21 protein-coding genes and 6 pseudogenes are annotated in these 21,030 nt (G+C 75.3%); 17 read left to right on the top strand and 10 right to left on the bottom strand.

Translation table 11 applies throughout. From position 1 onward, the window contains the following. The first annotated feature begins 7 nt into the window (after positions 1–7). Positions 8–175 (top strand): hypothetical protein, encoded by a 168-nt coding sequence (locus BJF81_RS21015; protein WP_342447124.1) that lies wholly within the window; start codon positions 8–10, stop codon positions 173–175. Positions 176–805: 630 nt separating this feature from the next. Here BJF81_RS21015 and BJF81_RS21530 read toward each other — a convergent pair. From BJF81_RS21530 to BJF81_RS10140, 10 genes and pseudogenes are all read right to left on the bottom strand, one after another. Beyond that, positions 806–1,156, bottom strand: a pseudogene (locus BJF81_RS21530) (sirohydrochlorin chelatase); the annotation flags it as partial. Then, positions 1,153–1,461 (bottom strand): hypothetical protein, encoded by a 309-nt coding sequence (locus BJF81_RS19645; RefSeq protein ID WP_237770177.1) that lies wholly within the window; start codon positions 1,459–1,461, stop codon positions 1,153–1,155. The gene BJF81_RS19645 and the pseudogene BJF81_RS21530, both read right to left, overlap by 4 nt. 29 nt (positions 1,462–1,490) lie before the next feature. Next, a pseudogene (locus BJF81_RS19640) lies at positions 1,491–1,940 on the bottom strand (sulfite exporter TauE/SafE family protein); the annotation flags it as partial. After that, complete coding sequence (locus BJF81_RS19635; protein WP_237770176.1) at positions 1,937–2,077, bottom strand: hypothetical protein; 141 nt, start codon at positions 2,075–2,077, stop codon at positions 1,937–1,939. The gene BJF81_RS19635 and the pseudogene BJF81_RS19640, both read right to left, overlap by 4 nt. Continuing rightward, the gene (cobA, locus tag BJF81_RS17535) at positions 2,074–3,285 is read right to left on the bottom strand and encodes a uroporphyrinogen-III C-methyltransferase (protein WP_446740554.1); all 1,212 of its coding nucleotides are present in this window, start codon (positions 3,283–3,285) and stop codon (positions 2,074–2,076) included. The genes BJF81_RS19635 and cobA overlap by 4 nt, the downstream gene beginning before the upstream one ends. Before the next feature lie 109 nt (positions 3,286–3,394). Continuing rightward, positions 3,395–4,746 (bottom strand): annotated as a pseudogene (locus tag BJF81_RS17530) (GTP-binding protein); the annotation flags it as partial. Further along, complete coding sequence (cysD, locus tag BJF81_RS10155) at positions 4,746–5,708, bottom strand: sulfate adenylyltransferase subunit CysD (protein WP_083664146.1); 963 nt, start codon at positions 5,706–5,708, stop codon at positions 4,746–4,748. The pseudogene BJF81_RS17530 and the gene cysD, both read right to left, overlap by 1 nt. After that, entirely contained in the window at positions 5,705–6,526 is an 822-nt protein-coding gene (locus tag BJF81_RS10150; RefSeq protein ID WP_083664145.1) for a phosphoadenylyl-sulfate reductase, read from the bottom strand. The genes cysD and BJF81_RS10150 overlap by 4 nt, the downstream gene beginning before the upstream one ends. Then, positions 6,523–8,286, bottom strand: coding sequence for a nitrite/sulfite reductase (locus BJF81_RS10145; RefSeq protein ID WP_083664144.1), 1,764 nt, complete (start codon positions 8,284–8,286; stop codon positions 6,523–6,525). The genes BJF81_RS10150 and BJF81_RS10145 overlap by 4 nt, the downstream gene beginning before the upstream one ends. 564 nt (positions 8,287–8,850) lie before the next feature. Next, positions 8,851–9,126: an HU family DNA-binding protein gene (locus BJF81_RS10140; RefSeq protein WP_075958238.1), complete on the bottom strand. Its 276-nt coding sequence runs from the start codon at positions 9,124–9,126 to the stop codon at positions 8,851–8,853. Between the two features lie 113 nt (positions 9,127–9,239). On the opposite strand from BJF81_RS10140, the gene BJF81_RS10135 reads away from it, so the two are divergent. The 16 genes and pseudogenes from BJF81_RS10135 to BJF81_RS10065 form a co-directional block, all read left to right on the top strand. Continuing rightward, positions 9,240–10,193: an aminotransferase class I/II-fold pyridoxal phosphate-dependent enzyme gene (locus tag BJF81_RS10135; RefSeq protein ID WP_075958237.1), complete on the top strand. Its 954-nt coding sequence runs from the start codon at positions 9,240–9,242 to the stop codon at positions 10,191–10,193. A 246-nt stretch (positions 10,194–10,439) separates the two neighbouring features. Next, positions 10,440–11,495: an ABC transporter substrate-binding protein gene (locus BJF81_RS10130; protein ID WP_075958236.1), complete on the top strand. Its 1,056-nt coding sequence runs from the start codon at positions 10,440–10,442 to the stop codon at positions 11,493–11,495. 12 nt (positions 11,496–11,507) lie between these two features. Then, positions 11,508–12,644 (top strand): FecCD family ABC transporter permease, encoded by a 1,137-nt coding sequence (locus BJF81_RS10125; protein ID WP_237770175.1) that lies wholly within the window; start codon positions 11,508–11,510, stop codon positions 12,642–12,644. After that, positions 12,641–13,492 (top strand): ABC transporter ATP-binding protein, encoded by an 852-nt coding sequence (locus BJF81_RS10120; protein ID WP_075958235.1) that lies wholly within the window; start codon positions 12,641–12,643, stop codon positions 13,490–13,492. Before BJF81_RS10125 ends, BJF81_RS10120 begins: the two co-directional genes overlap by 4 nt. Beyond that, positions 13,489–14,139, top strand: a complete 651-nt coding sequence (cobO, locus tag BJF81_RS10115) for a cob(I)yrinic acid a,c-diamide adenosyltransferase (protein ID WP_083664143.1) — start codon at positions 13,489–13,491, stop codon at positions 14,137–14,139. The genes BJF81_RS10120 and cobO overlap by 4 nt, the downstream gene beginning before the upstream one ends. Beyond that, positions 14,123–14,332, top strand: a pseudogene (locus BJF81_RS21010) (nucleotide-binding protein); the annotation flags it as partial. The gene cobO and the pseudogene BJF81_RS21010, both read left to right, overlap by 17 nt. Before the next feature lie 71 nt (positions 14,333–14,403). After that, positions 14,404–15,711: pseudogene (locus tag BJF81_RS21525) on the top strand (cobyric acid synthase); the annotation flags it as partial. 78 nt (positions 15,712–15,789) lie between these two features. Further along, positions 15,790–16,464: an adenosylcobinamide amidohydrolase gene (locus tag BJF81_RS21520; RefSeq protein WP_446740556.1), complete on the top strand. Its 675-nt coding sequence runs from the start codon at positions 15,790–15,792 to the stop codon at positions 16,462–16,464. 14 nt (positions 16,465–16,478) lie between these two features. After that, positions 16,479–17,429, top strand: a complete 951-nt coding sequence (locus BJF81_RS10100; protein ID WP_075958242.1) for a cobalamin biosynthesis protein CobD/CbiB — start codon at positions 16,479–16,481, stop codon at positions 17,427–17,429. Next, entirely contained in the window at positions 17,426–17,950 is a 525-nt protein-coding gene (cobU, locus tag BJF81_RS10095; protein WP_202817468.1) for a bifunctional adenosylcobinamide kinase/adenosylcobinamide-phosphate guanylyltransferase, read from the top strand. Before BJF81_RS10100 ends, cobU begins: the two co-directional genes overlap by 4 nt. A gap of 1 nt (position 17,951) precedes the next feature. After that, positions 17,952–19,046, top strand: a complete 1,095-nt coding sequence (cobT, locus tag BJF81_RS10090) for a nicotinate-nucleotide--dimethylbenzimidazole phosphoribosyltransferase (protein ID WP_075958232.1) — start codon at positions 17,952–17,954, stop codon at positions 19,044–19,046. A gap of 2 nt (positions 19,047–19,048) precedes the next feature. After that, a complete protein-coding gene (locus BJF81_RS10085) occupies positions 19,049–19,840 on the top strand; it encodes an adenosylcobinamide-GDP ribazoletransferase (protein ID WP_075958231.1) in 792 nt (263 codons plus the stop codon). Beyond that, positions 19,795–19,902, top strand: coding sequence for a hypothetical protein (locus tag BJF81_RS21515; RefSeq protein ID WP_446740555.1), 108 nt, complete (start codon positions 19,795–19,797; stop codon positions 19,900–19,902). Before BJF81_RS10085 ends, BJF81_RS21515 begins: the two co-directional genes overlap by 46 nt. Before the next feature lie 93 nt (positions 19,903–19,995). Further along, positions 19,996–20,403 carry a hypothetical protein gene (locus BJF81_RS10075; protein WP_143780785.1) on the top strand — a complete coding sequence of 136 codons (408 nt, stop codon included), beginning with the start codon at positions 19,996–19,998 and terminating at the stop codon, positions 20,401–20,403. Continuing rightward, positions 20,400–20,849 carry a type VII toxin-antitoxin system HepT family RNase toxin gene (gene hepT / locus BJF81_RS10070; protein ID WP_075958229.1) on the top strand — a complete coding sequence of 150 codons (450 nt, stop codon included), beginning with the start codon at positions 20,400–20,402 and terminating at the stop codon, positions 20,847–20,849. The genes BJF81_RS10075 and hepT overlap by 4 nt, the downstream gene beginning before the upstream one ends. A 67-nt stretch (positions 20,850–20,916) precedes the next feature. Then, positions 20,917–21,030, top strand: a pseudogene (locus BJF81_RS10065) (alanine dehydrogenase); the annotation flags it as partial.

Below are 21,030 nucleotides of genomic sequence, written 5' to 3'. Positions count from 1 at the left end.
CGCCACCCTGCCCTACGCGGTGCAGCTCGCCGAGAAAGGGTGGGCGCAGGCGCTGCGCGACGACGACGCCCTGGCCCACGGCCTCAACACCCACGCCGGCCAGCTCACCTACCCGGCCGTCGGGGAGGCGTTCGGGATCGACGCGGTGACCACGGCGGAGGTGCTGGCCGGCTGAGCAGGTGGGACCGCGACCTGCGGTTCTCCGCATGTCAGCGGTGCACAACCGGCTGACAGTCAGCCCGGGCGCGGCAGAGGTCTCGTCCAGTGTGCCCGGACCCACGGACGCGCGACCTGCGGAGACGTCGATGCCGGCCGGGCGGACCGGATGACACCCCGGTCCCCGGGCCGCAGGCGGGCGCACGGACCAGCACACCTGCCCCTCGTCACGCCGTGGCCTCGCGGTAGCGGCGCGCCACGAGAGCGGCCAGGGCGTCGTGGGTGCCCAGCGGCGCGGTGGCCACGGTGCCGGCGGCGGCCGCCACCCGATGGGCCCGGTCCAGGAAGTGACCGGGTGAGAGCAGGTGGGCGGCGACGACGACGTGCCCCGACTCCCGGCCCTCGTCGTCAGCCGGGACAGCTCCTCCTCCGGCCGGGGTCCGGGGCCGCTGAGGAAGGCCGTGCCCGTGGCCACGCCGAGCCGTGCGCCCAGCAGACCGGAGATCTGGGCGACCTCGGCCCGGGCCGCGTCGACGCTCGAGCCGGCGCCGACGACGAGGACGGCCCGCAGCCTCATGGCCCCTCCTTCTCCCGCCCTCCCCTCCACGGCCCGGGGCCGAGCCTGCAGCACGCGGTCCGTCAGGGCCTGGAGCACCTCCTCCTCAGCGCCGAGCGCCGGAGTGACCGATGCCCGGGGCATCGTCACCACGGCCGAGGGGACGTCGTGCCGCACGTGGTAGCCGGACGCCAGGAAGAACGGCACGACGACCGGGTCGGACAGCCCGGCGAGGACCTCCTGCAGGGTCGGCCCGCAGACGTCGACGAAGCCGACGGAGGGTGGGGAGGGCAGCCCCAGGAGCGCACCGGCCCGGGCGGCGCAGTCGCGGACCACGCGCTGGCCCTCCTCGCTGGCCGTGCCGTGCGCCGCCACCACCAGGGGGCGCCGACCCTCCCCGGCCGTGGTGCGGCCGGGCAGGGGCAGGGGGCGTCGGCCCGTCATGACGCCGTTCCCACGCTGGCGCGCTCCTCGCCCGTCGGCGCAGGCCGGGGCGTGCGGACACGACGGACGACCAGGGCGGCCCGCACGAGCAGGGACACCCACACCGCGGCGACGACGGCCAGGAGGGTGGGGACACTGACCCCCGCCTGTGCCACGCCCAGCCCGGACAGCACGGGGGCGAGGTTGAGCAGCACGATGAGCCCTCCGACCGCCACGCCGAGGACGGCCTGCGGGAGCTTCCCGGCGAGCAGCGCCGCGAAGGGCGCGGCGACCACGCCCCCGGCCATGAGGCTCCCACCGTCCACCAGTCCAGGTCCCGTAGCCCCAGGCCGACCACGAACCCCGCGCTGGCCGCGACCGAGACGACGAACTCCGAGGTCGCCACCGATCCGATGACCCGGCGCGGCTCGGCGTCCGCTGTGGCCAGGAGGGTGGAGGTGACCACGGGCCCCCAGCCACCGCCCCCGGTCGCGTTGACGAAACCTCCCCCGGCACCGAGCGGCCCGAGGAAGCGTCGCCGTGCCGTCCACCGCGGGGACCGTTCCAGCCGGGGTGAGTGCCGCAGCCCGAAACGCACGGTGACGGCGACCCCGAGCACGAGCAGCAGCCAGGCCATCACGGGCCGCGCGACGGCCGTGTCGAGACCGGAGAGCACGGTCGCCCCGACGAACCCGCCGACGGCGCCGGGACCGGCGAGCCGGCGCACGATCCGCCAGTCGACGTTGCCGACCCGCCAGTGGCTGATCCCCGACGAGAGCGTCGTCCCCAGCTGGGCGACGTTCACGGACGCGCTGGCCAGGCCGGTGCGACGCCGGTCGAGAGCAGCAGCGACGCGGACGTCACGCCGTAGCCCATCCCCAAGGACCCGTCCACGAGCTGGGCGGCGGCACCCACGAGGAGGACGAGGACCAGGGTGGTCACGCCACCGCACCGACGCGCAGGGACGGCCGCACGCCGAGGGCCACGTCGCCCCCCAGGTCGAGGACGCCGGCCGGCATGGTCCCGGCACCCGTCCGCGCGTGCGACAGACGGACCACGTCGCCGACCACCACGACCGCCGGCGACGCGACGCCCACCGCCTCGGCCCGGTCCGCGATGTCGGCGAGGGTGCCCACGGTCACCCGCTGCTGCGGGGTGCAGCCGCTCTCGACGACCGCGACCGGCATCGCCGGGGAACGGCCGTGCTCGACGAGCAGTGCCGCCGTGCGCCTCAGCGTGGCCACGCCCATGAGGACGACGAGGGTGTGGTCGCCACCGGTGGGCAGCGCGGGCAGCTCGTCGTGGCCGGTGACCACCGTGTAGCCGCGGGCCAGGCCCCGGTGGGTGACCGGGATGCCCGCGGCGGCCGGCACGGCGACCGCCGAGCTGATCCCGGGGACGACCTCGACCTCGACGCCCGCCGCCTCGCAGGCCAGCCGCTCCTCCCCGCCCCGGCCCAGGACGTAGGGGTCCCCTCCCTTGAGCCGGACGACCGCTCGACCGGCCCGGGCCTCCTCGACGAGGATCTGGTTGATCTCGTGCTGCGGGACGGGGTGGCTGCCGCTGGTCTTGCCGACGTCGACCACGCGCACGTCGGCGGGGAGACGCGCGAGCAGACCGCGCGGGACCAGCCGGTCGGTGACCACGACGTCCGCCTGGGCCAGCAGGGCCGATGCGCGGGCCGTGACGAGCTGCTCGTCACCGGGGCCCGCCCCGACGAGGGCCACCCAGCCGGTGCGGCGCGGCCGGCGGGCGCGCAGGTCGACCGACCCGGAGCCCAGGTGCGTCAGGACCGCGTCCCGGGCGGTGACCGAACGGCGCGGGTCGCCGCCGGCGTGCACGGCGACCTGCAGCGGTCCGTCCTGGGTGGCGACCGTGCCGCGTGCCGGCACCCGGGCGGTGCCGCGTGCCGGGGCACCGGCGCGGACGCAGAAGATGCGCGAGCCCGCCGCGTCGTGCGCCACCCGGTCGTCGACCCGGTCCTGGCCGGTGGCCGTGTGCACCAACCAGGCCCCGGCCAGGTCGCCGGGACCGGCGTAGGGACGGGGCACCCAGCCCACCTGCCGCCGTGCCACCGCCGCGGCCAGGTCGGGGTAGAGCTCGGGCGCGACGACGCTGACCTGGGCCCCGTCCTCGGCCAGGTCGAGCACCCGACGCGCCGAGACCGGCCCGCCCCCGACGGCGACCACCCGTCGACCCCTCAGGTCCAGCCCGAGCAGGGTCAGCCCGGGGCTCACGGGAGCGACCCCGTGCCGACGATCCCGGCCGCGAGGTGGTCCCGTCGTGCTCGTCGACGACGAGGAAGGATCCACCCTCGCGGGACACCTCGTAGGCTCCAGCGGCAGGGCCTCGGCGAGCCGCAGCTCGACCCGCACGAGGTCGTTGAGGCCGGCCCGTTCCACCGGCCCGTGGTCCAGGGTGGCCACGTCGAGGCGGGAGACCAGCCGGTCGGCCCGGGCCCGCACCGTGCGGGTGCCGTGCTTGACCAGCACCCGCGCACCGGGCACGAGCGGGGTCTCCGCGAGCCAGCACAGCACGACCTCCGCGTCCTGCCTCGGTCGCGGGGCCTCGTCGGCGGCGCTGAGGAGGTCGCCGCGGGCGACGTCCAGCGCGTCGGCGAGCCGGAGCGTCGCCGACAGGGGTGCTGCCGCCTCGGGCACGCCGCGTCCGCCGACGTCGATCCCCACGACCGTGGTCCGTCGGCCGGACGCGGACACCACGACCTCGTCCCCGACCCGCACCGTGCCCGAGCCCACGTGCCCGGCATACCCCCGGTAGTCCACGAGGGTGGGGTCCAGCGCACCGTGCTGGGGTCGCAGGACCAGCTGCACGGGCATCCGGAACGGCTCCTGCGCCAGGTTCAGGGGCGGCAGGGTCTCCAGCAGCTCGAGCAGGGTGGGGCCGGTGTACCAGCCCGTGCGGGCGGAGCGTTCGACGACGTTGTCGCCCAGCAGCGCCGAGACCGGCACGACGAGCGCGTCGGCCAGGCCGAGGCGGGCGGACAGCTCGGCCACCTCGGCGCAGACCCTGCGGTGCACCGCCTCCGCGTCGTCGACGAGGTCGATCTTGTTCAGCGCCACGACGACGTGCGGGACGCGCAGCAGAGCGACGACCGCCAGGTGGCGGCGGGTCTGCTCGACCACGCCGTGCCGGGCGTCGACGAGCACGACCACCACGTCGGCGGTGCTGGCACCGGTGACCGTGTTGCGGGTGTACTGCACGTGGCCGGGGCAGTCGGCGAGGATGAACGACCGGTTCGCCGTGGCGAAGTAGCGGTAGGCCACGTCGATGGTGATCCCCTGCTCCCGCTCGGCCCGCAGGCCGTCGGTGAGCAGCGCCAGGTCGGCCAGCTCGCCGGTCCACCCGCGACGGCGGCTGACGGCCTCGACCGCCGCGAGCTGGTCGGCGAGGACGGACCGGGTGTCGTGCAGCAGGCGCCCCACGAGCGTGGACTTGCCGTCGTCCACCGAGCCGGCGGTTGCCAGCCGCAGCAGGGTCGGGGCCTGGTCCGGCGTCGCCGTCGGGCCCGGGGCCCGGGTGGGGGCCGGGTCCCGCGTGGGGGCCGGGTCCCGCGTGGGGGGCGGTGTCGAGGTCCGGGTCGAGATGCTCATCAGAAGTACCCCTCCTTCTTGCGGTCCTCCATGGCGGCCTCCGAGAGCCGGTCGTCGGCCCGGGTGGCGCCGCGCTCGGTGACGGTGCTGGCCGCCACCTCGGCGAGCACCTCCTGCACGTCCACGGCCTCGGAGAGGACCGCTCCGGTGCACGACATGTCGCCGACGGTGCGGTAGCGCACCCGTCGGGCGGTGGTGACCTCCCCCGGCCGGGGCCTGCTCCACGGCCCGGGCGTGAGCAGCATCCCGTCCCGCTCGAAGACCTCGCGCTCGTGGGCGTAGTAGAGGCTCGGCAGCTCGATCCCCTCCCGCGCCACGTAGCGCCAGACGTCCAGCTCGGTCCAGTTGCTGAGCGGGAAGACGCGCACGTGCTCACCGGGGCGGTGCCGGGTGTTGTAGAGCCGCCACAGCTCGGGGCGCTGGTTGCGCGGGTCCCACTGGCCGAAGTCGTCGCGCAGGCTGACGATCCGCTCCTTGGCACGGGCCTTGTCCTCGTCGCGACGGCCTCCCCCGAAGACGCCGTCGAAGCGGTGGGCCGCGATCGCCTCCAGGAGCGGGAGGGTCTGCAGGGGGTTGCGGGTGCCGTCGGCCCGCTCCCGCAGCCGGCCGTCGTCGAGGTAGTCCTGCACCCGGGCGACCACCAGCTCGACGCCGTACCGCTCCACCGCCCGGTCCCGGAACGCCAGCACCTCGGGGAAGTTGTGCCCGGTGTCCACGTGCAGCACCGGGAAGGGCACCCGGGCCGGCCACAGGGCCTTGGCGGCCAGGTGGAGCATCACCACGGAGTCCTTGCCGCCCGAGAAGAGCAGGACCGGTCGCTCCAGCTCGGCCACCGTCTCCCGGATGATGTGGACGGCCTCGCTCTCCAGGGCGTCCAGCAGGGCGTGCTCGCCCCCGCGCACCGGCAGCTGGGCCACCGGCGGCAGGGACGCGGGTCGCAGGTCGGGGGTCAGGGTGCTCATGGCGCCTCCCGGGGCGTCGGGGTGGTCGAGGAAGGGGGTATGGCGCGCGCGCCGGCGGGTGCGGTGCCGTCGCCACCGGCGGGAGCGCCGGGATGCAGGCCGCACTCGGTCTTGGCGAAGCCGGCCCAGCGACCGGCCCGAGGATCCTCGCCGGGGGCGACCGGGCGGGTGCACGGCGCGCAGCCGATCGAGGGGTATCCCTGCGCGAGGAGGGGGTTGGCCGGCAGCATCTCGCGCTCGGCGTGGTCGAGCACCTGCTCGAGGGTCCACGTGGCCAGGGGATTGATCTTGACCAGGCCGAAGGCCTCGTCCCAGGTGACCAGGGGGGTGTCCGCCCGCGTGGGACCCTCCTCCCGGCGCACGCCGGTGACCCAGGCGTCGTAGCCCGCCAGGGTGCGCCGCAGCGGGTCCACCTTGCGCAGGGCGCAGCACCGGCCGGGGTCGCGGTCGTGCAGGCGCGGACCGAGGTCGGCGTCCTGCTCGGCCACGGTCCGCCCGGGGAGCACGTCGACGACGGTGACGTCGAGCTGGTCGGCGACGCGGTCGCGGGTGGCCAGGGTCTCGGGGAAGTGGTAGCCGGTGTCGAGGAAGAGGACGTCGACCCCGGGCCGGTGCTCGGCCACCAGGTGGGGGAGCACGGCGTCGGCCATCGAGCAGGCCACGGCGATCCGGTCGAACTTCTCGGCCGCCCACCCCAGGACGAGGTCGGCCAGGGCGCGCGGACCCAGGTCGGTCTCCACCGCCGCGAACCGTCGGCCGGCCTCCTCGGCGAGCGTGCGAAGGTGCCCGGGCGCGAGCGCCGGCTCGGTGCGGTTCATCGCAGCTCCTCGTCGTCCACGCGGTGCGCCCAGCGGGCGAAGGTCTCGCCCGCGGTGCGCGTCGCGGCATACCTGCGCACGACCCGTTCCACGTAGTCCGGCAGCTCCTCGGCCGAGACCTTCAGCCCGCGGACGGTCCGCCCCAGGCCCGGCTCCTCGAGGTCGACGGACGCCAGCCCCCCGCCGAGGTGGACCTGGAACCCCGGCGCCTGCACCCCGTCGCCGGTGGTGATGATCTGGCCCTTGAGCCCGATGTCGGCCGTCTGGATGCGGGCGCAGGAGTTGGGGCAGCCGTTGACGTGCAGGCTGATCGGGCTGTCCAGGAGCGGCTCGACGTCGGCCAGGCGCCGCTCCAGCTCGGCGACCGCGGTGGCGGCCGTCGCCTTCGTCTCGACGATCGCCAGCTTGCAGAACTCGATGCCGGTGCAGGCGATCGTGGACCGCCGGAACACCGAGGGGGTGGCGGTCAGACCGAGGTCCGCCGCGCCCTCGAGGAGCTCGTCGACCCGGTCGGGGGGCACGTCCAGCACGATGAGCTTCTGGTGCGGGGTCAGCCGGACGCGTCCGGACCCCACGGTCTCGACCAGGTCGGCCAGCCGTTGCAGGGAGCTGCCGGGGAGGCGGCCCACGGTGGGGGCCAGGCCGACGTAGCGCAGCCCGTCCTTCTGGCGGTGCACCCCGACGTGGTCGCCGGGCCCGCTCGGCGCGGCGGGCGCCGGACCGTCGGGCAGCGGGTGACCGAGATAGTCGGTCTCCAGGACCTGCCGGAACTTCTCCGGACCCCACTCGGCGAGCAGGAACTTCAGGCGCGCCTTGGTGCGCAGGCGGCGGTAGCCGTGGTCGCGGAAGATCCGGACCACGCCGTGCCAGACGTCGGCGGCCTGGTCCGCCGGGACGAAGGCCCCGAGCCGCTCGGCCAGCCGGGGCGCCGTGGACAGCGCGCCACCGACCCAGAGGTCGTACCCCGGCCCGAGCTCGGGGTGGACGACGCCGACGAGGGAGATGTCGTTGATCTCGTGGACGACGTCCAGGCTGGGGTGGCCGGTGACGGCGGACTTGAACTTGCGGGGCAGGTTGGCCAGCTCGGGGTCGCCGACGAAACGGGTGACGATCTCCTCGATGACCGGGGTCGGGTCGATGATCTCGTCGGCGGCCACCCCGGCGACCGGGGAGCCGAGGACCACCCGGGGGGTGTCGCCGCACGCCTCGGTCGTGGACAGCCCGACCGCCTCCAGCCGCGCCCAGATCTGCGGCACGTCCTCGACCCGCACCCAGTGCAGCTGGATGTTCTGCCGGTCGGTGATGTCGGCGGTGTCCCGGGCCAGCTCGGTGGACAGCTCGCCGACCACCCGCAGCTGGGCGGTGGTCAGCGCTCCGCCGTCGATGCGGACGCGGAGCATGAAGTAGCGGTCCTCCAGCTCGTGCGGCTCCAGCTGGGCGGTGCGCCCGCCGTCGATGCCGGGGCGCCGCTGGGTGTACAGGCCCCACCAGCGGAACCTGCCGTGCAGGTCGTCGGTCGGGATCGAGTCGAAGCCCTCCCGGGCGTAGATCGTCTCGATGCGCTCGCGGACGTTGAGCCCGTTGTCGGCGGCCTTGACGGCCTCGTTGGCGTTCAGCGGCTCGCGCCCGTCCACCGCCCACTGACCCTGCGGCCGGCCCGGGCGCGAGGGACGGACCCGGGCCCCGGTCGGAGGTGAGCCGGCACGGGCGGCGGCGGACGGAGGCACGACGGGAGTGACGGTGGGGGTGGAGGCGTTCATGGGGCAGCCTTTGCGGTGCGGGCGGGCAGGGGGCGGTCTCGGCCGGAGGGGCCTGGGTCGGGACGGGACGGAGCGGACGCGCGTCCGACGGGGGCGGAGCTGACGGGGGCACCGGGGCGCGGCAGCCGGCGGCCCGGGCGGGGGTGCAGGCGACGTCGGTGCGTGCGGCGCGGGACGTCCTGCCGGACCGAGGAGGTCGGCCGGCGGCCGGTCAGACGCGCGTCGGCGGGGCGGGGGTCAGCGACACGGGCACATCAGCATGCTGCTGACGCGCAGAAGGTCCAGCTCGGCGCACCGGGTCAGGTGCCAGCCCGTCGACGTCATGCGGACCATCATGCACGGTTATCCGTCTGGTGACAAGTGGTTACCACCGAGGGATGCGTGGAGTGCGGCTTCGTCGCCGATCTCGACGTCCGCACCGTCGGGAACGTCACGCGCGGCCCGAGGCCCGCCCGGACCCGGCCCCCGTCGCCCGGGGACGGCACGCTGCTGCGCGCGGGGGCAGAGACGCGCGACGCCCGGCCCCCCTGGCGGGGGACCGGGCGTCGCGACGCGGAGGGTGCGTCAGTCGTTGACGCGGTCCTTGAGCTTGGAGCCCTGCTTGAAGCCGACGGACTTGCTGGCGGCGATCTGGATCTCCGCGCCCGTCTGGGGGTTGCGGCCGGTGCGGGCCGCGCGCTCGCGGACCTCGAAGGTGCCGAAGCCGGGGAACGAGACCTTCTCGCCCTTGGCGAGCTCGGCGGAGACGGCGTCCAGGACAGCGCTGACGACCTTGTCGGCAGCAGCCTGCGTCATGCCCGCCTCGCGGGCGACGGCCTCGACGATGACCTTCTTGCTCATGGGTACAGCCTTTCATCGCATGGATGGGTCGCCTCACGGTAGGCAGATGGCGGGCCGACTTTGCCAACTCAACACCCCGGCGCGTCGCGGAATTTCGGCCTTAGAGTGTCCAGATGCCCCCGTCCGACCCCTCTCTGCCCGCCCCAGGGGCGCACGGCGGCGACGGGCCGGCCGTCGCCCGGGCGCTCGGGATGGACCCCGACGACCTGCTCGACCTGTCGCAGAACATGAACCCCGTCGCCCCCGACATCGGTCCGCTCGTGGCAGTGCACCTGGACTCGCTGGTCCGCTACCCCGACCCCGCAGCGGCCACCCGTCTCCTCGCCGAGGCGCTCGGGGCGGACCCTGGGCGGGTCCTGCTCACCAACGGCGGCAGCGAGGCCATCCACCTCGTCGCCGCCGTCCTGGGGGGCGGCGTGCTGCGCGAGCCGGAGTTCGGTCTGCACCCGCGCAGCGACCGCGGCCCCCGGTGGCGCACCGACCCCCACTCCCCCAGCGGGCGCCTCGCGACCGCCGAGGAGAAGGTGCAGGTCTGGGACGAGGCGTTCTACCCCCTCGCGACCGGGCGATGGACCGCCGGGCGCGACGCCTGCCTCACCGTGGGCTCGCTCACCAAGACGTTCCACTGCCCCGGGCTGCGGCTCGGGTATGTCGTGGTGCCGGCGAGAGGCGCTCTCACCACCGCGGACGGGCGGGCCCTCGACCCCGACGCGCTCCTGGCCGGACTGCGCACGGCGCAGCCGCACTGGTCGGTCTCGACCCTGGCCCTCGCGGTGCTGCCCGACCTGCTCGCCACCGCTGACCTGCCCGGTTGGGCCAGAGCTATCGCCGCCCTGCGGGACCAGGTCGTCCACCTGCTGGAGGACGCCGGCCTGAGGGTCGAGGCGGCGCAGGCTCCCTGGGTGCTCGTCCACGAGCCCGCGCTGCGCGAGCGCCTGGCCCCGCACGGCGTGCTCGTCCGGGACTGCACCAGCTTCGGGATGCCCGGCACGGCCCGGATCGCGGTCCCCGGGCCCGGCGGGCTGGAGCGCGTGGAACGGGCGCTGCGGGCCGCGTCGGGCGGGTGAGGCACCTGACAGGCTCCGCCCGGCGGCACCCGGTACCCTGGGTCTGTCGTGCAGCCGAAGTCCGGTGAGAACCCGGCACTGTCCCGCAACGGTGGAGCCCGGCGACCAGCAGGTCGCCGGCCGAGTCCGGTCGAACTGCTCGATGATCCGACACTACTCGCCCTCGAGGATTAGGGCTGGTTCGGACGGCGGACCGCCCCTGGTCCTGTCGCTCGAGCGCTCCCCCCTCGACCGACAGGAGACCAGATGACCACGCGCACGAACCCAGCCCGCCGCCGCACCCTCGCGCTGGCCGCCGCCCTTGCCCTCGGGCTCACCGCCTGCGGTGACGACGGTGACACCGCCACCACGCCGGAGGAGGCCACCACCGAGACGGCAGAAGCGACCGGCACCGACGACCCGGCGACCGCGAACACCACCGACGACGCTGCCAGCACCGACGGCTCGGCCACCACGGCCGACGCCGCCGGCGACGGTGACTTCCCGGTCACGGTCGACGCCGACAACGGTGAGGTCACCGTGGAGACGCGCCCCGAGCGGATCGTCTCGCTCTCGCCCTCCGCCACCGAGATCCTCTTCGCCATCGGCGCCGGTGACCAGGTGGTCGCCGCGGACCAGTTCTCCACCTACCCCGAGTCGGCGCCGACGACCGACCTGTCCGGCTACGACCCCAACGTCGAAGCCATCGCCGGCTACGAGCCGGACCTGGTCGTCATCGCCAACGACACCAACGAGCTGGTCGCCTCGCTCGACGCGCTCGGCATCCCGGTCATCGTCCAGGGCGCGCCGGTCGACGTGGAGGGTGGCTACGACCTCGCCGCGGGCCTGGGCCTGGCCACCGGTCACGTGGACGAGACCGCGGGCGTGGTCGCCGGGATGCGCTCCGCCATGGAAGAGGCCTTCGCCGAGGCGCCCCAGGACACCCAGGTCCGCATCTACCACGAGCTGGACGAGACCTTCTTCAGCGCCAGCAGCGACAGCTTCATCGGCTCGGTCTACGAGCAGATGGGCGCGGTCAACATCGCGGACGAGGCCGACACCGAGGGCACCGGCTACCCCCAGCTGACGGAGGAGGCCATCGTCGCGGCCGACCCGCAGCTCATCGTCATCACCGACCAGGTCAGCTACACCGCCGAGGACGTCGCCAACCGCCCGGGCTGGGCCGAGGTCTCGGCGGTCAGGGACGGCAACATCGTCACCGTCGACGCCGACATCGCCTCCCGCTGGGGGCCGCGGCTGCCCCAGCTCGTCGGTCTGGTCGCCGATGCGCTCAACGAGGCCGCCGTCCCGGTCGGTGGCTGACCGGCCCCGCCCGTGACCACCAGGCATGCGGCGCCACCGGCGCCCCCCGAGCAGCGGACCGCGCTGGCGGCCCGGACCCACTCCCCTCGACCCGGCGACGCGCTGGACGAGGCGGCGGGCCGGGCCTTCCGGCTGCCGGTCGCGGCGATCGCGGGGGCCTGCGCGCTGGTCGCCCTCGCCTGCCTGCTCTCGGTCAGCCAGGGTGCTGCCGGCCTGCCCGTCGAGGGCGTCGTCCGGTCCCTCCTCGACCGTCTCCCGCTCATCGCGGTAGAGCAGTCGCTGAGCGACCAGCAGCAGCAGGTGCTCTGGCAGATCCGGCTGCCGCGCACCGTGCTGGCCGCCCTGGTCGGCGGCGCCCTGGCGATGGCGGGCGCGTCCTACCAGGGCGTGTTCCGCAACCCGCTGGCCGACCCCTACCTGCTCGGCGTCTCGGCCGGTGCCGGCCTCGGCGCGGTCCTGGCCCTCGGCTTCGGCCTGGACCTGGCCTGGGGTCCGGTCGGCGCCCTCCCGGCCGCGGCGTTCCTCGGCGCGATCCTCGCGGTCACCGGCTCGGTGCTGGTCGCGCGCGGCTCGTTCCGGGACCCGGCGACCCTGCTGCTGGCGGGGGTCGCGATGGCCGCGCTCTTCTCGGCCACCCAGACCTTCGCGCTGCAACGGTTGGACCAGACCAGGGCACGGGAGGTGCTGTCCTGGCTGTTCGGACGGCTGGCCACCGCCGGCTGGGCACCGGTCACCCTGCTCATCCCGTATGTCGTGCTCGCCGGCGTGGTCCTCCTGCTGCATGCCCGGCACCTGGACGTGCTGCGGCTCGGTGACGACGAGGCCCGTGCCCTGGGGCTGCACCCGGCCCGCTCCCGCCTCGTCGTGGTGCTGGCAGCCACCCTCATCACGGCCGCCGCGGTCTCGGTCAGCGGGCTGATCGCCTTCGTCGGGCTGGTCACGCCGCACATCGTGCGGATCCTGGTCGGCCACTCCTACCGGATCCTCGTACCGCTGTCCTTCCTCGTCGGCGCGGCCTTCCTAGCCTTCGTCGACATCGGCGCCCGCACCCTGGTGGCCCCCGCCGAGCTCCCGGTCGGCGTCATCACCGCCTTCGTCGGCGCGCCCTTCTTCTGCTACGTGCTGTGGCGCAGAAAGCAGGACACGTGAGCACCACCGCGCCTTTCCGGCCCGCGCACGCCCTGCGCATCCGCGATCTCGGCGTCTCCTACGACGGCACGGAGGCCCTGCGCGCGCTGGACCTGGACCTGCGCACCGGTGAGTGGTTGGGCCTCATCGGCCCCAACGGCTCGGGCAAGTCCACGCTGCTGCGCGCCCTGGTCGGGCTCGTGCCGAGCACCGGCTCGGTCGTCCTCGGCGAGGGCCGGGTGCCCGGTCCGGTCGACCTGGCCCTGATGCCCCAGTCGCCCGAGCTGCCCCCCGGCCTCACGGTGGTCGAGTACGTCCTGCTCGGGCGCACCGCCCACCTCGGGTGGCTGCAGCGTGAGTCGCACCTCGACCGACGGATCGCCACCGACGTCCTGCGCCGGCTCCGCCTCGGCGGCTTCGCCGAGCGCCGGGTCCGCCAGCTGTCCGGCGGGGAGGCGCAGCGGGTCGTCATCGCCCGCGCCCTCGCTCAGCAGTCGCCCGTCCTGCTCCTCGACGAGCCCACCAGCGCCCTCGACCTCGGGCACCAGGTCGAGGTCCTCGAGCTGGTCGACGAGCTGCGGCACGAGGACGGCCTCACCGTCGTCGCCGCCATGCACGACCTCGGCACCGCCGCTCGGTATGCCGACCGCCTCGCCCTCCTGCACCGCGGCGAGCTGGTCTCCGTCGGGACCTCCGACCAAGTGCTCGACCCCGAGGTCCTCTCCCGGGTCTACGGGCATCCGGTGCTCGTCCACGAGATCGAGGGGCACCACGTCGTCCTCCCCGCACCCCGTCCGCCGCGCGGTCGCGGCGCTGCTGGGCATACCCCCGTCGACCTGGCGTCGCGCCGCCGCAAGGAGACCTCGTGAGCACCCCACCGCACACCGACCCCACACCCGACGACCCCACACCCACCGACTCCACGCCCGACGACACCACCGCCGGCGACCACGCCGCACCCCGGACCCGACGACCCTACGACCGGCGCGAGCTGCGCTCCGCACCCTCCCTGGTGCTCGTCGCCACCGGGCACGGCAAGGGCAAGTCCACCGCCGCCTTCGGCACCCTGCTGCGCAGCCGCGGGCGCGACTGGCCCACCGCGGTCGTGCAGTTCCTCAAGTCGGGGAGGTGGCGGACCGGTGAGGAGGCCATGCTGCGCCAGCTCGGCGTGGAGTGGTTCAGCGCAGGCGACGGCTTCTCCTGGGAGAGCCAGGATCTCGACGAGAGCAGGGCGAAAGCGGTGGCCGCCTGGACGTTCTCCAGGGAGCTGATCGAGGCGGGCGAGCACCGGATGGTCATGCTCGACGAGATCTCCTACCCGATGACCTGGGGCTGGATCGACGCCGACGAGGTGGCGACGGTGCTGCGCGACCGGCCGCAGCACGTCTCGGTCTTCCTCACCGGTCGCGAGATGCCGCAGGTCGTCATCGACGTCGCCGACACGGTCACCGAGATGGTGGCGGTCAAGCACGCCTTCCAGCAGGGCATCCGGGCCCGGCGTGGCATCGACTACTGAGCCCGGCGCCGCGCTCCTCGTCGTCGGCGCGACCAGCGGGGCGGGCAAGTCCACTCTGGTGAGCGCGCTGTGCCGAGCGCTGGCCCGGCGGGGGGTGGACGTGGCGCCGTTCAAGGCGCAGAACATGTCCAACCACTCCGCCGTCACCCCCGACGGTGGCGAGATCGGTCGGGCCCAGGCCATGCAGGCGCTGGCCGCGCGGGTCGAGACCGACCGCCGGATGGGTCCGGTGCTGCTCAAGCCCTCGGGTGCACGCACTCGCACCTCGTCGTGCTCGGGGAGGAGGTCGGCGTCGAGGACGCGGCGGGGTACGGCGACCGCGCCGCCCGGCTGCGTCCCGTCGTGCTCGAGGCCCTGCAGTCGCTGCGCTCCGAGCACGGGGTCGTGGTGCTGGAGGGGGCCGGGGGCGCGGCGGAGATCAACCTGCTGGGGCGGGACCTGGTCAACCTGCCGCTCGCGGCGGCGGCAGGCATCCCGGCGGTGCTCGTCGTCGACATCGACCGCGGCGGTGCCTTCGCCTCGGCCTACGGCTCGTGGGCGCTCCTGCCGGAGCACCTGAGAGCGTGCCTGCGGGGCTTCGTCATCAACACTTTCCGGGGCGACGTCATCCTCCTGGAGCCCGGCCTGCGCGACCTGGAGGCCCGGACCGGTCTGCCGGTGCTGGGCGTCCTGCCGCACCTGGGCGAGGAGCCGATGCTGGGCGTCGAGGACTCCCTCGACCTCCAAGGTCCGCACCGGTCCGGCCACCTGGCGTCCCGCGCGCGGGCGAACCACCCGCAGCACACCCACCAGCAGCCCGCGGCCGGGGTGCCCGCGGTCGGCAACCGGTCAGGGCCGCTGCGGGTGACCGTCGTCCGGCTGCCCCACCTGGCCAACCCCTCCGACCTCGACCCCCTCGCCCTCGAGCCCGACGTCCGGCTGAGCTGGGCCACGGCGCCGGGCGACCTGGGTGGGGCCGACCTCGTCGTCCTCCCCGGCAGCCGGGCCACCGTGCGCGACCTGGCCTGGCTGCGCGAGCGAGGCCTGGCCGACGAGCTGGTGCGGCTCGGGGCCGACCCGGCCGGCCCGCACCTGCTGGGGATTTGCGCCGGCTACCAGATGCTCGGTGAGGAGATCGACGACGAGGTGGAGTCGGGGCTGGGACGCGTGGCAGGGCTGGGGCTGCTGCCGGTCCGCACGGTCCTGCGCGGCCCGCGCAAGACGGTGCAGCGCTCGGCCGGGCGGGTCGTGGGGCACCTCGCCGGCTGGCCGGGCGGACCGCAGCCCGCTCCAACCGCGGTCGTCGGCTACCAGATCCGTTGGGGCGCACCGCAGGTCGCCGTGGGGACCAGTCCCTGGCTGGAGCTCGACGGCGGTGAGCCGGAGGGCTGCGTCGCAGCGCACGGCCGGGTCGTCGGCACCTCCCTGCACGGCGTCCTCGACGCGGACGGGCTGCGGCAGCGCCTGCTCGGTGCCGTGGCCGCCTGCCGGGGAGGCACCTTCGTCGGGTCCAGGACGCCCTACGCCGACGCTCTCGACGCCCACCTCGACCGCCTCGCCGACTGGGTCGAGAGCCACCTCGACGTCGGTGCGCTGCGGCGGCTCGCCGCGACGGCGACGCCGGTCGGGCAGGAGCCGGGCTGGGGGTGGCCGCTTGGGCCCGACGACAGGGTGGGGGACGTCGTGGGGGACGTGGTGTTGCAGCGTGCGAGCGACGTCCTCGTCTGGCAGGTGCCCGCGGGCTGGTGGGCCCTGTCGTCGGCCGCGGTCGGCGGCGGGCTGCTCCGTCCCCGCTGGGTCCTCAACGCAGGAGTCGACGAAGGGTTCGTGCGCACCGACCTGGAGGCCTGGGCCGGCCAGACGGCGGCCGCGCACGGCCTCCTCGGACCGGGCTGCGCCCTCCTCACGGCGGCCGACGTGTCCCAGGTGGCGCACGTCGAGCACGAGGGAGTGCAGGTGTGGGCGACGGTCGGCGTGACCAAGCCGACCTGGGCGCTCGCCCCGACGGGCACCGCGTCCCGTCCCCCTTCGCCCGGCACGGTCAACGTCGTGGTGTCCGTCCCGGTGCCGCTGTCCCCCTCCGCCCTGGTCCAGGCGCTGGGCACCCTGACCGAGGCCAAGGCGCAGGTGCTCGTCCAGGCCGGCGTCCCCGGCACCGGCACCGCCAGCGACGCCGCGGTCGTCCTGTGCCCCCCGACGTGCCCGCCGGGGGAGCCGGTGCCCTTCGCCGGTGTGCGCTCGCCCTGGGGTCAACGCATCGCTGCGGCGGTGCACGCCGCGGTCGCGGCCGGGCTGGCCGCCCACCCGTGGCCGGCGCCGGGAGTCGACCCCGAGGCGCGCTGGTGAAGGCGCCGGCCCGGATGATCGTGCCACCGACGACCGACAGGGCGCTCGGGACAGCCCTCGGGCTGCTCGCCGACCGGCTGCTCGCGGACCCGCCGGACCGCTGGCACCCGGTGGCGTGGTTCGGCTCGGCGATGGGCCGGGTGGAGGCTGCGATCCACGCCGATGCGCGGCTGCCGGGGGCGGTCTACGCCCTCACCGGCGCCGGCCTCGGCACGGCGGCAGGGATCGTCGTCGGAGCGCTGGGCGTCCCGGGCGTGGCCCTCGCGGTGGCCACCGCGAGCGCGGGCACCACGCTGAGGGCGGCGGCATCCCGGGTCGAGCAGCACCTGCTCCTGGACGACCTCGGCGCCGCACGGGACCTGCTGCCGTGGCTCGTGGGCCGCGACCCCAGCGGGCTCGACGCGCACGGGGTGAGCGCCGCGGTCGTGGAGTCGTTGGCGGAGAACACCGTCGACGCCGTCGTCGCCCCTGCCCTGTGGGGGCTGGCCCTCGGCGCCCCCGGCGTCCTCCTGCACCGGGCCGCGAACACGATGGACGCCATGGTGGGCCACCGCAGCCCCCGCCACCGGCGCTTCGGCACGGTCGCCGCCCGTCTCGACGACGCTCTCGCCTGGGTGCCTGCCCGGGCCTTCGCCGGCCTCGTGGCGCTCCACGCGCTCCCCGCGGGGCGCGCCCGGCCGGTCCTGGACACCGTCCTGCGGGACGCACCCGCCCATCCCTCCCCCAACGCCGGGGTGGCCGAGTCTGCGGTCGCCGCTGCGCTCGGTGTCGAGCTCGGCGGCCCGCTGCGCTACGGCCAGCGGGTCGAGGAGCGGCCCCGCCTGGGCGAGGGACCGCGCCCGGGGACGGACGACATCGTGCGGGCCCGGCACCTGGTCGACCGTGTCGAGCTGACGCTGGTCGGCGGCGCTCTGGCACTGTGGTGGGCGACCCGCAGCCGAGCGCACGCAAGGAGCACCCCGTGAGCCTGACCTTGCTCACCGGTGGCGCGCGCAGCGGCAAGTCCTCGCTGGCCGTCCGCCGGGCGGAGGCCACCGGCGACCCGGTGGTCTTCGTCGCGACCGGCCAGGCCAGGGACGAGGAGATGGCCGACCGGATCGCGCGGCACCGGGCGGAGCGGCCCCCGACCTGGGAGACCGTCGAGGAGCCGCTCGAGCTCCCGGCGGCCTGCGCCCGGATCCCACCGGGCCGGGCCGTGGTCGTCGACTGCCTCGCCCTCTGGGTCGCCAACCTCCTGGAGCGTGGCGACGACGAGGAGGCGACCCTCGCCCTGGCGCGGGACCTGGCCGGGTGGGCCGCCGCATACCCGGGCACCGTGGTCGTCGTGAGCAACGAGGTGGGCCTCGGGATCGTGCCCATGCACCCGCTCTCCCGCGACTACCGCGACCGGCTCGGACGGGTCAACGCGACGCTCGCGGGATGTGCCGCCCGCGCCCAGCTCGTCGTCGCGGGCCGCACCCTCACCCTGGACCCCGTGGAGGACTGACGTGACCGACGAGCACAGCCCCGCCCGCGACCTCGTGGACGCCACGATCGCCGCGATCCGCCCCGCCGCCGCCGAGGCCAGCGCCGAGGCCGCCGCGCTGCTGGACGGCAAGCTCAAGCCGCTGCGCAGCCTGGGCCACCTGGAGTCGCTGGCGGCCCGGGTCGCCGGGATCCAGGGCACGTCCGCGCCGCACGTGGACCACCCGGTGGTCCTGGTCTGCGCCGCCGACCACGGCATCGCGCGGGCCGGCGTGAGCGCCTACCCGCAGGAGGTCACCGGCCTTGTGCTCCGCAGCTTCGCCAGCGGCACGGCCGCGGTCGGCGTGCTGGCCCGCCAGCTGGACGTCCGGCTCGTCGTCGCCGACCTGGGCGTCGTCGACCCCCCGACGGTCGAGCCCGGGGGCGGCCCGATCCTCGACCGCCGGGTGCGCGCGGGCACCGACAACTGCCTCGAGGGCTCGGCGATGTCGATGGCCGACGCCGAGACGGCGGTGGCGCACGGGATCCGGCTGGCCAACCAGCTCATCGACGACGGCACCGACCTGGTCGCGCTCGGCGAGATGGGCATCGGCAACACCACGATCGCCTCCGTGCTCACCGCCGCCCTGCTCGAGCGGGACCCTGCCCGCATCACCGGCCCCGGCACGGGGGTGAGCGGTGCGGCGCTGGCGGAGAAGGTCCGGGCGGTGGACGCCGTCCTCCGCGTGCACGACGACGCGCAGACCCCGTGGGAGGTGCTGCACCGGATGGGCGGGCTGGAGGTGGCGGCCCTGGCCGGGGTGGCGCTGGCCTGCGCCGCCCGCCGGGTGCCGGTCCTGCTGGACGGCTTCATCACCACCGCGGCGGCCGTGGTCGCTGCGCGGCTGGCGCCGGCGGTGGTGGACGCGATGATCGCCGGGCACCTCTCCCCCGAGCCGGGGCACGCCGTCCAGCTGGAGGCGCTCGGCCTGGAGCCGGTGCTTCGCATGGGGATGCGGCTTGGCGAGGGCAGCGGCGCCACCCTGGCGGTCCCGGTCCTGCAGTCCGCGGTGGGGATCCTCGCCCAGATGGGCAGCTTCGCCGATCTGGGCCTGGCGCAGGAACGGCCGACGGTCTAGGGATGGGGTTCCTCACCGCCCTCGCTTTCCTCACCCGGGTGCCGGTCCGGGTCCGCGCCGGTGGCGACCTCGCGCGGGCGGCACCGTGGTTCCCGGTGGTCGGCGCCCTCGTCGGCGCGGGCGCGGGGCTCGTCGGGGCGCTGGCCGCACGCTGGCTCGGGGTGCTCACCGGCGTGCTGGTCCTGCTGACGGTGGACGCCGTGCTCACCGGGCTCCTGCACCTCGACGGCCTGGCCGACACCGCCGACGGCCTCGGCGTCGCCGGCCGGGAACGTCGGCTGGCCGTGATGAAGGACTCGGCGACCGGCGTCTTCGGCGTGGTCGCGGTCGTGCTGGCCCTGGCGCTCACCGGGTCGCTGCTGGTCGGGCTCGCGAGCGGCCTCCGCGCGTGGGGCTTCATCGCCGTGTGCGCGGCGGGCTGGGCGGTGTCCCGGTGCGCCCTGGTCGTCCTGGCGGCGGCCCTGCCCTACGCCCGGGAGGAGGGGACGGGGCGAAGCTTCGTCGCGGGCCTGGGGACCGGTCAGGCCTTCGGCGCAGTGCTCACGACCGCCCTGGTGTGCGCGGCGGCCGTCGTCGCCTTGACGCTGACCAGCCCGGCCGGCCCCGCCTGGGCCGACCCCACCGGGTGGTGGCCGGCACCGGCCACGCGGACAGGGCGTATGCCGTGCAGGCCGTCGTCGCGGTCCTCGGCGGCGCCGTCCTGGCCGCAGCCGCCGCGTGGGGGGTCGCGGCCTGGGCCCGCCGGTCGCTGGGCGGCGTCACCGGCGACGTGCTCGGGACGGCGGCCCAGATGACGCTCATCACCTTCCTGCTCGGCGTGAGCCTGGTGAGCGCCCTCGCCTGGACGGTGCGGTGACAGCGGTCGTGACGACCGGTGGCCCACGACAGCGGGATGTCCTGGACCACTCTTCCCAGCAGCCTGCCGCCGTCGCTTTCGTAGACTGGCCCCATGACATCCGTGCCGGAGGTGCTAACCCAGCTCCGGGCTGACCGGGAGTCCGGTCTGCTGGCCGCCCGCTGCGCCGATCTCGGGATCGACCTCTTGGTCCTGTTCGGCAGCTCCGTGCACGAGCCCGAGACCGCGGGCGACGTCGACCTCGCCTACCTGCCGGGCCACGACCGGGAGCTCAGCCACCTGGACGCCACCAACGCCCTGCAGGCCGCCTACGGCGACCTGGTCGACGTCATGCCCCTCGGGAGCGCCGACCCGGTCGCCCGGTTCCGCGCCCTCCATGACGTGGAGGTGCTGGCCGAGCTGACGCCTGGGGCCTACGCCCACCAGCAGATGTTTGCCTTCCGCACCTTCTGCGACACCCAGCGGCTACGCGACCAGGCGTTGGCGGTGCTGGCCCGATGAGCCCTCGCGACCTCAGCCCCGACGTCGTCCAGGCCCGGCTCCTGCTCATGCGCGAGCTGCTGCAGGACCTGGAGTCCCTGGGGGCGATCGACCTCGCCCGCCTGGAGCAGGACCGGCTCGCCCGCCGGGCGCTGGAGCGGATCCTCACCCAGCTGGTGGACCTGGCCATCGACGTCAACTCCCACGTCGCCACCACGGAGGGCTCGGCGACGCCCACGTCATACCGGGCCAGCTTCGAGGCGGCCGCCCAGGTCGGCCTCATCACCGGCGACCTCGCCCGGAGCCTGTCCCCGAGCGTGGGTCTGCGCAACGTCCTGGTCCACGAGTACGTCCAGAGCGACCTGGCCGCGGTCGCAGACGCCGCGCCGCTCGCGCTCGAGGGCTACACCGCCTACGTCCGGCAGGCCGCCGAGTGGCTGAGCCGACGGCAGGCGGGCCGGGCCTGACCCCTGCCGGCACGCGGGCCACCGCTTCGGGGTCGACGTGGGGTGCCCCAGCCCCCAGACTGACACCATGAGAGTCGGCGTCCCGACCGAGGTCAAGAACAACGAGTACCGGGTGGCCATCACCCCGGTCGGGGTGCACGAGCTGGTGCGCCGCGGCCACGAGGTCCTCGTCCAGCGGGGA

Origin of the sequence: Ornithinimicrobium sp. CNJ-824 (assembly GCF_001942405.1) — a bacterium.
Lineage (GTDB): Bacteria > Actinomycetota > Actinomycetes > Actinomycetales > Dermatophilaceae > Ornithinicoccus > Ornithinicoccus kibberensis.
This window is presented reverse-complemented; position numbering and strand designations above follow the sequence as displayed.

Bases quoted from the DNA above. Each gene is read 5' to 3' on its own strand.
- BJF81_RS10100 (WP_075958242.1), top strand. From the start codon at position 16,479: ATGATCGTGCCACCGACGACCGACAGGGCGCTCGGGACAGCCCTCGGG.
- BJF81_RS10085 (WP_075958231.1), top strand. From the start codon at position 19,049: ATGGGGTTCCTCACCGCCCTCGCTTTCCTCACCCGGGTGCCGGTCCGG.
- BJF81_RS10150 (WP_083664145.1), bottom strand. From the start codon at position 6,526: ATGAACCGCACCGAGCCGGCGCTCGCGCCCGGGCACCTTCGCACGCTC.
- BJF81_RS10140 (WP_075958238.1), bottom strand. From the start codon at position 9,126: ATGAGCAAGAAGGTCATCGTCGAGGCCGTCGCCCGCGAGGCGGGCATG.
- hepT (WP_075958229.1), top strand. From the start codon at position 20,400: ATGAGCCCTCGCGACCTCAGCCCCGACGTCGTCCAGGCCCGGCTCCTG.
- BJF81_RS10130 (WP_075958236.1), top strand. From the start codon at position 10,440: ATGACCACGCGCACGAACCCAGCCCGCCGCCGCACCCTCGCGCTGGCC.
- BJF81_RS10145 (WP_083664144.1), bottom strand. From the start codon at position 8,286: ATGAACGCCTCCACCCCCACCGTCACTCCCGTCGTGCCTCCGTCCGCC.
- BJF81_RS10075 (WP_143780785.1), top strand. From the start codon at position 19,996: ATGACATCCGTGCCGGAGGTGCTAACCCAGCTCCGGGCTGACCGGGAG.
- BJF81_RS10135 (WP_075958237.1), top strand. From the start codon at position 9,240: ATGCCCCCGTCCGACCCCTCTCTGCCCGCCCCAGGGGCGCACGGCGGC.
- cysD (WP_083664146.1), bottom strand. From the start codon at position 5,708: ATGAGCACCCTGACCCCCGACCTGCGACCCGCGTCCCTGCCGCCGGTG.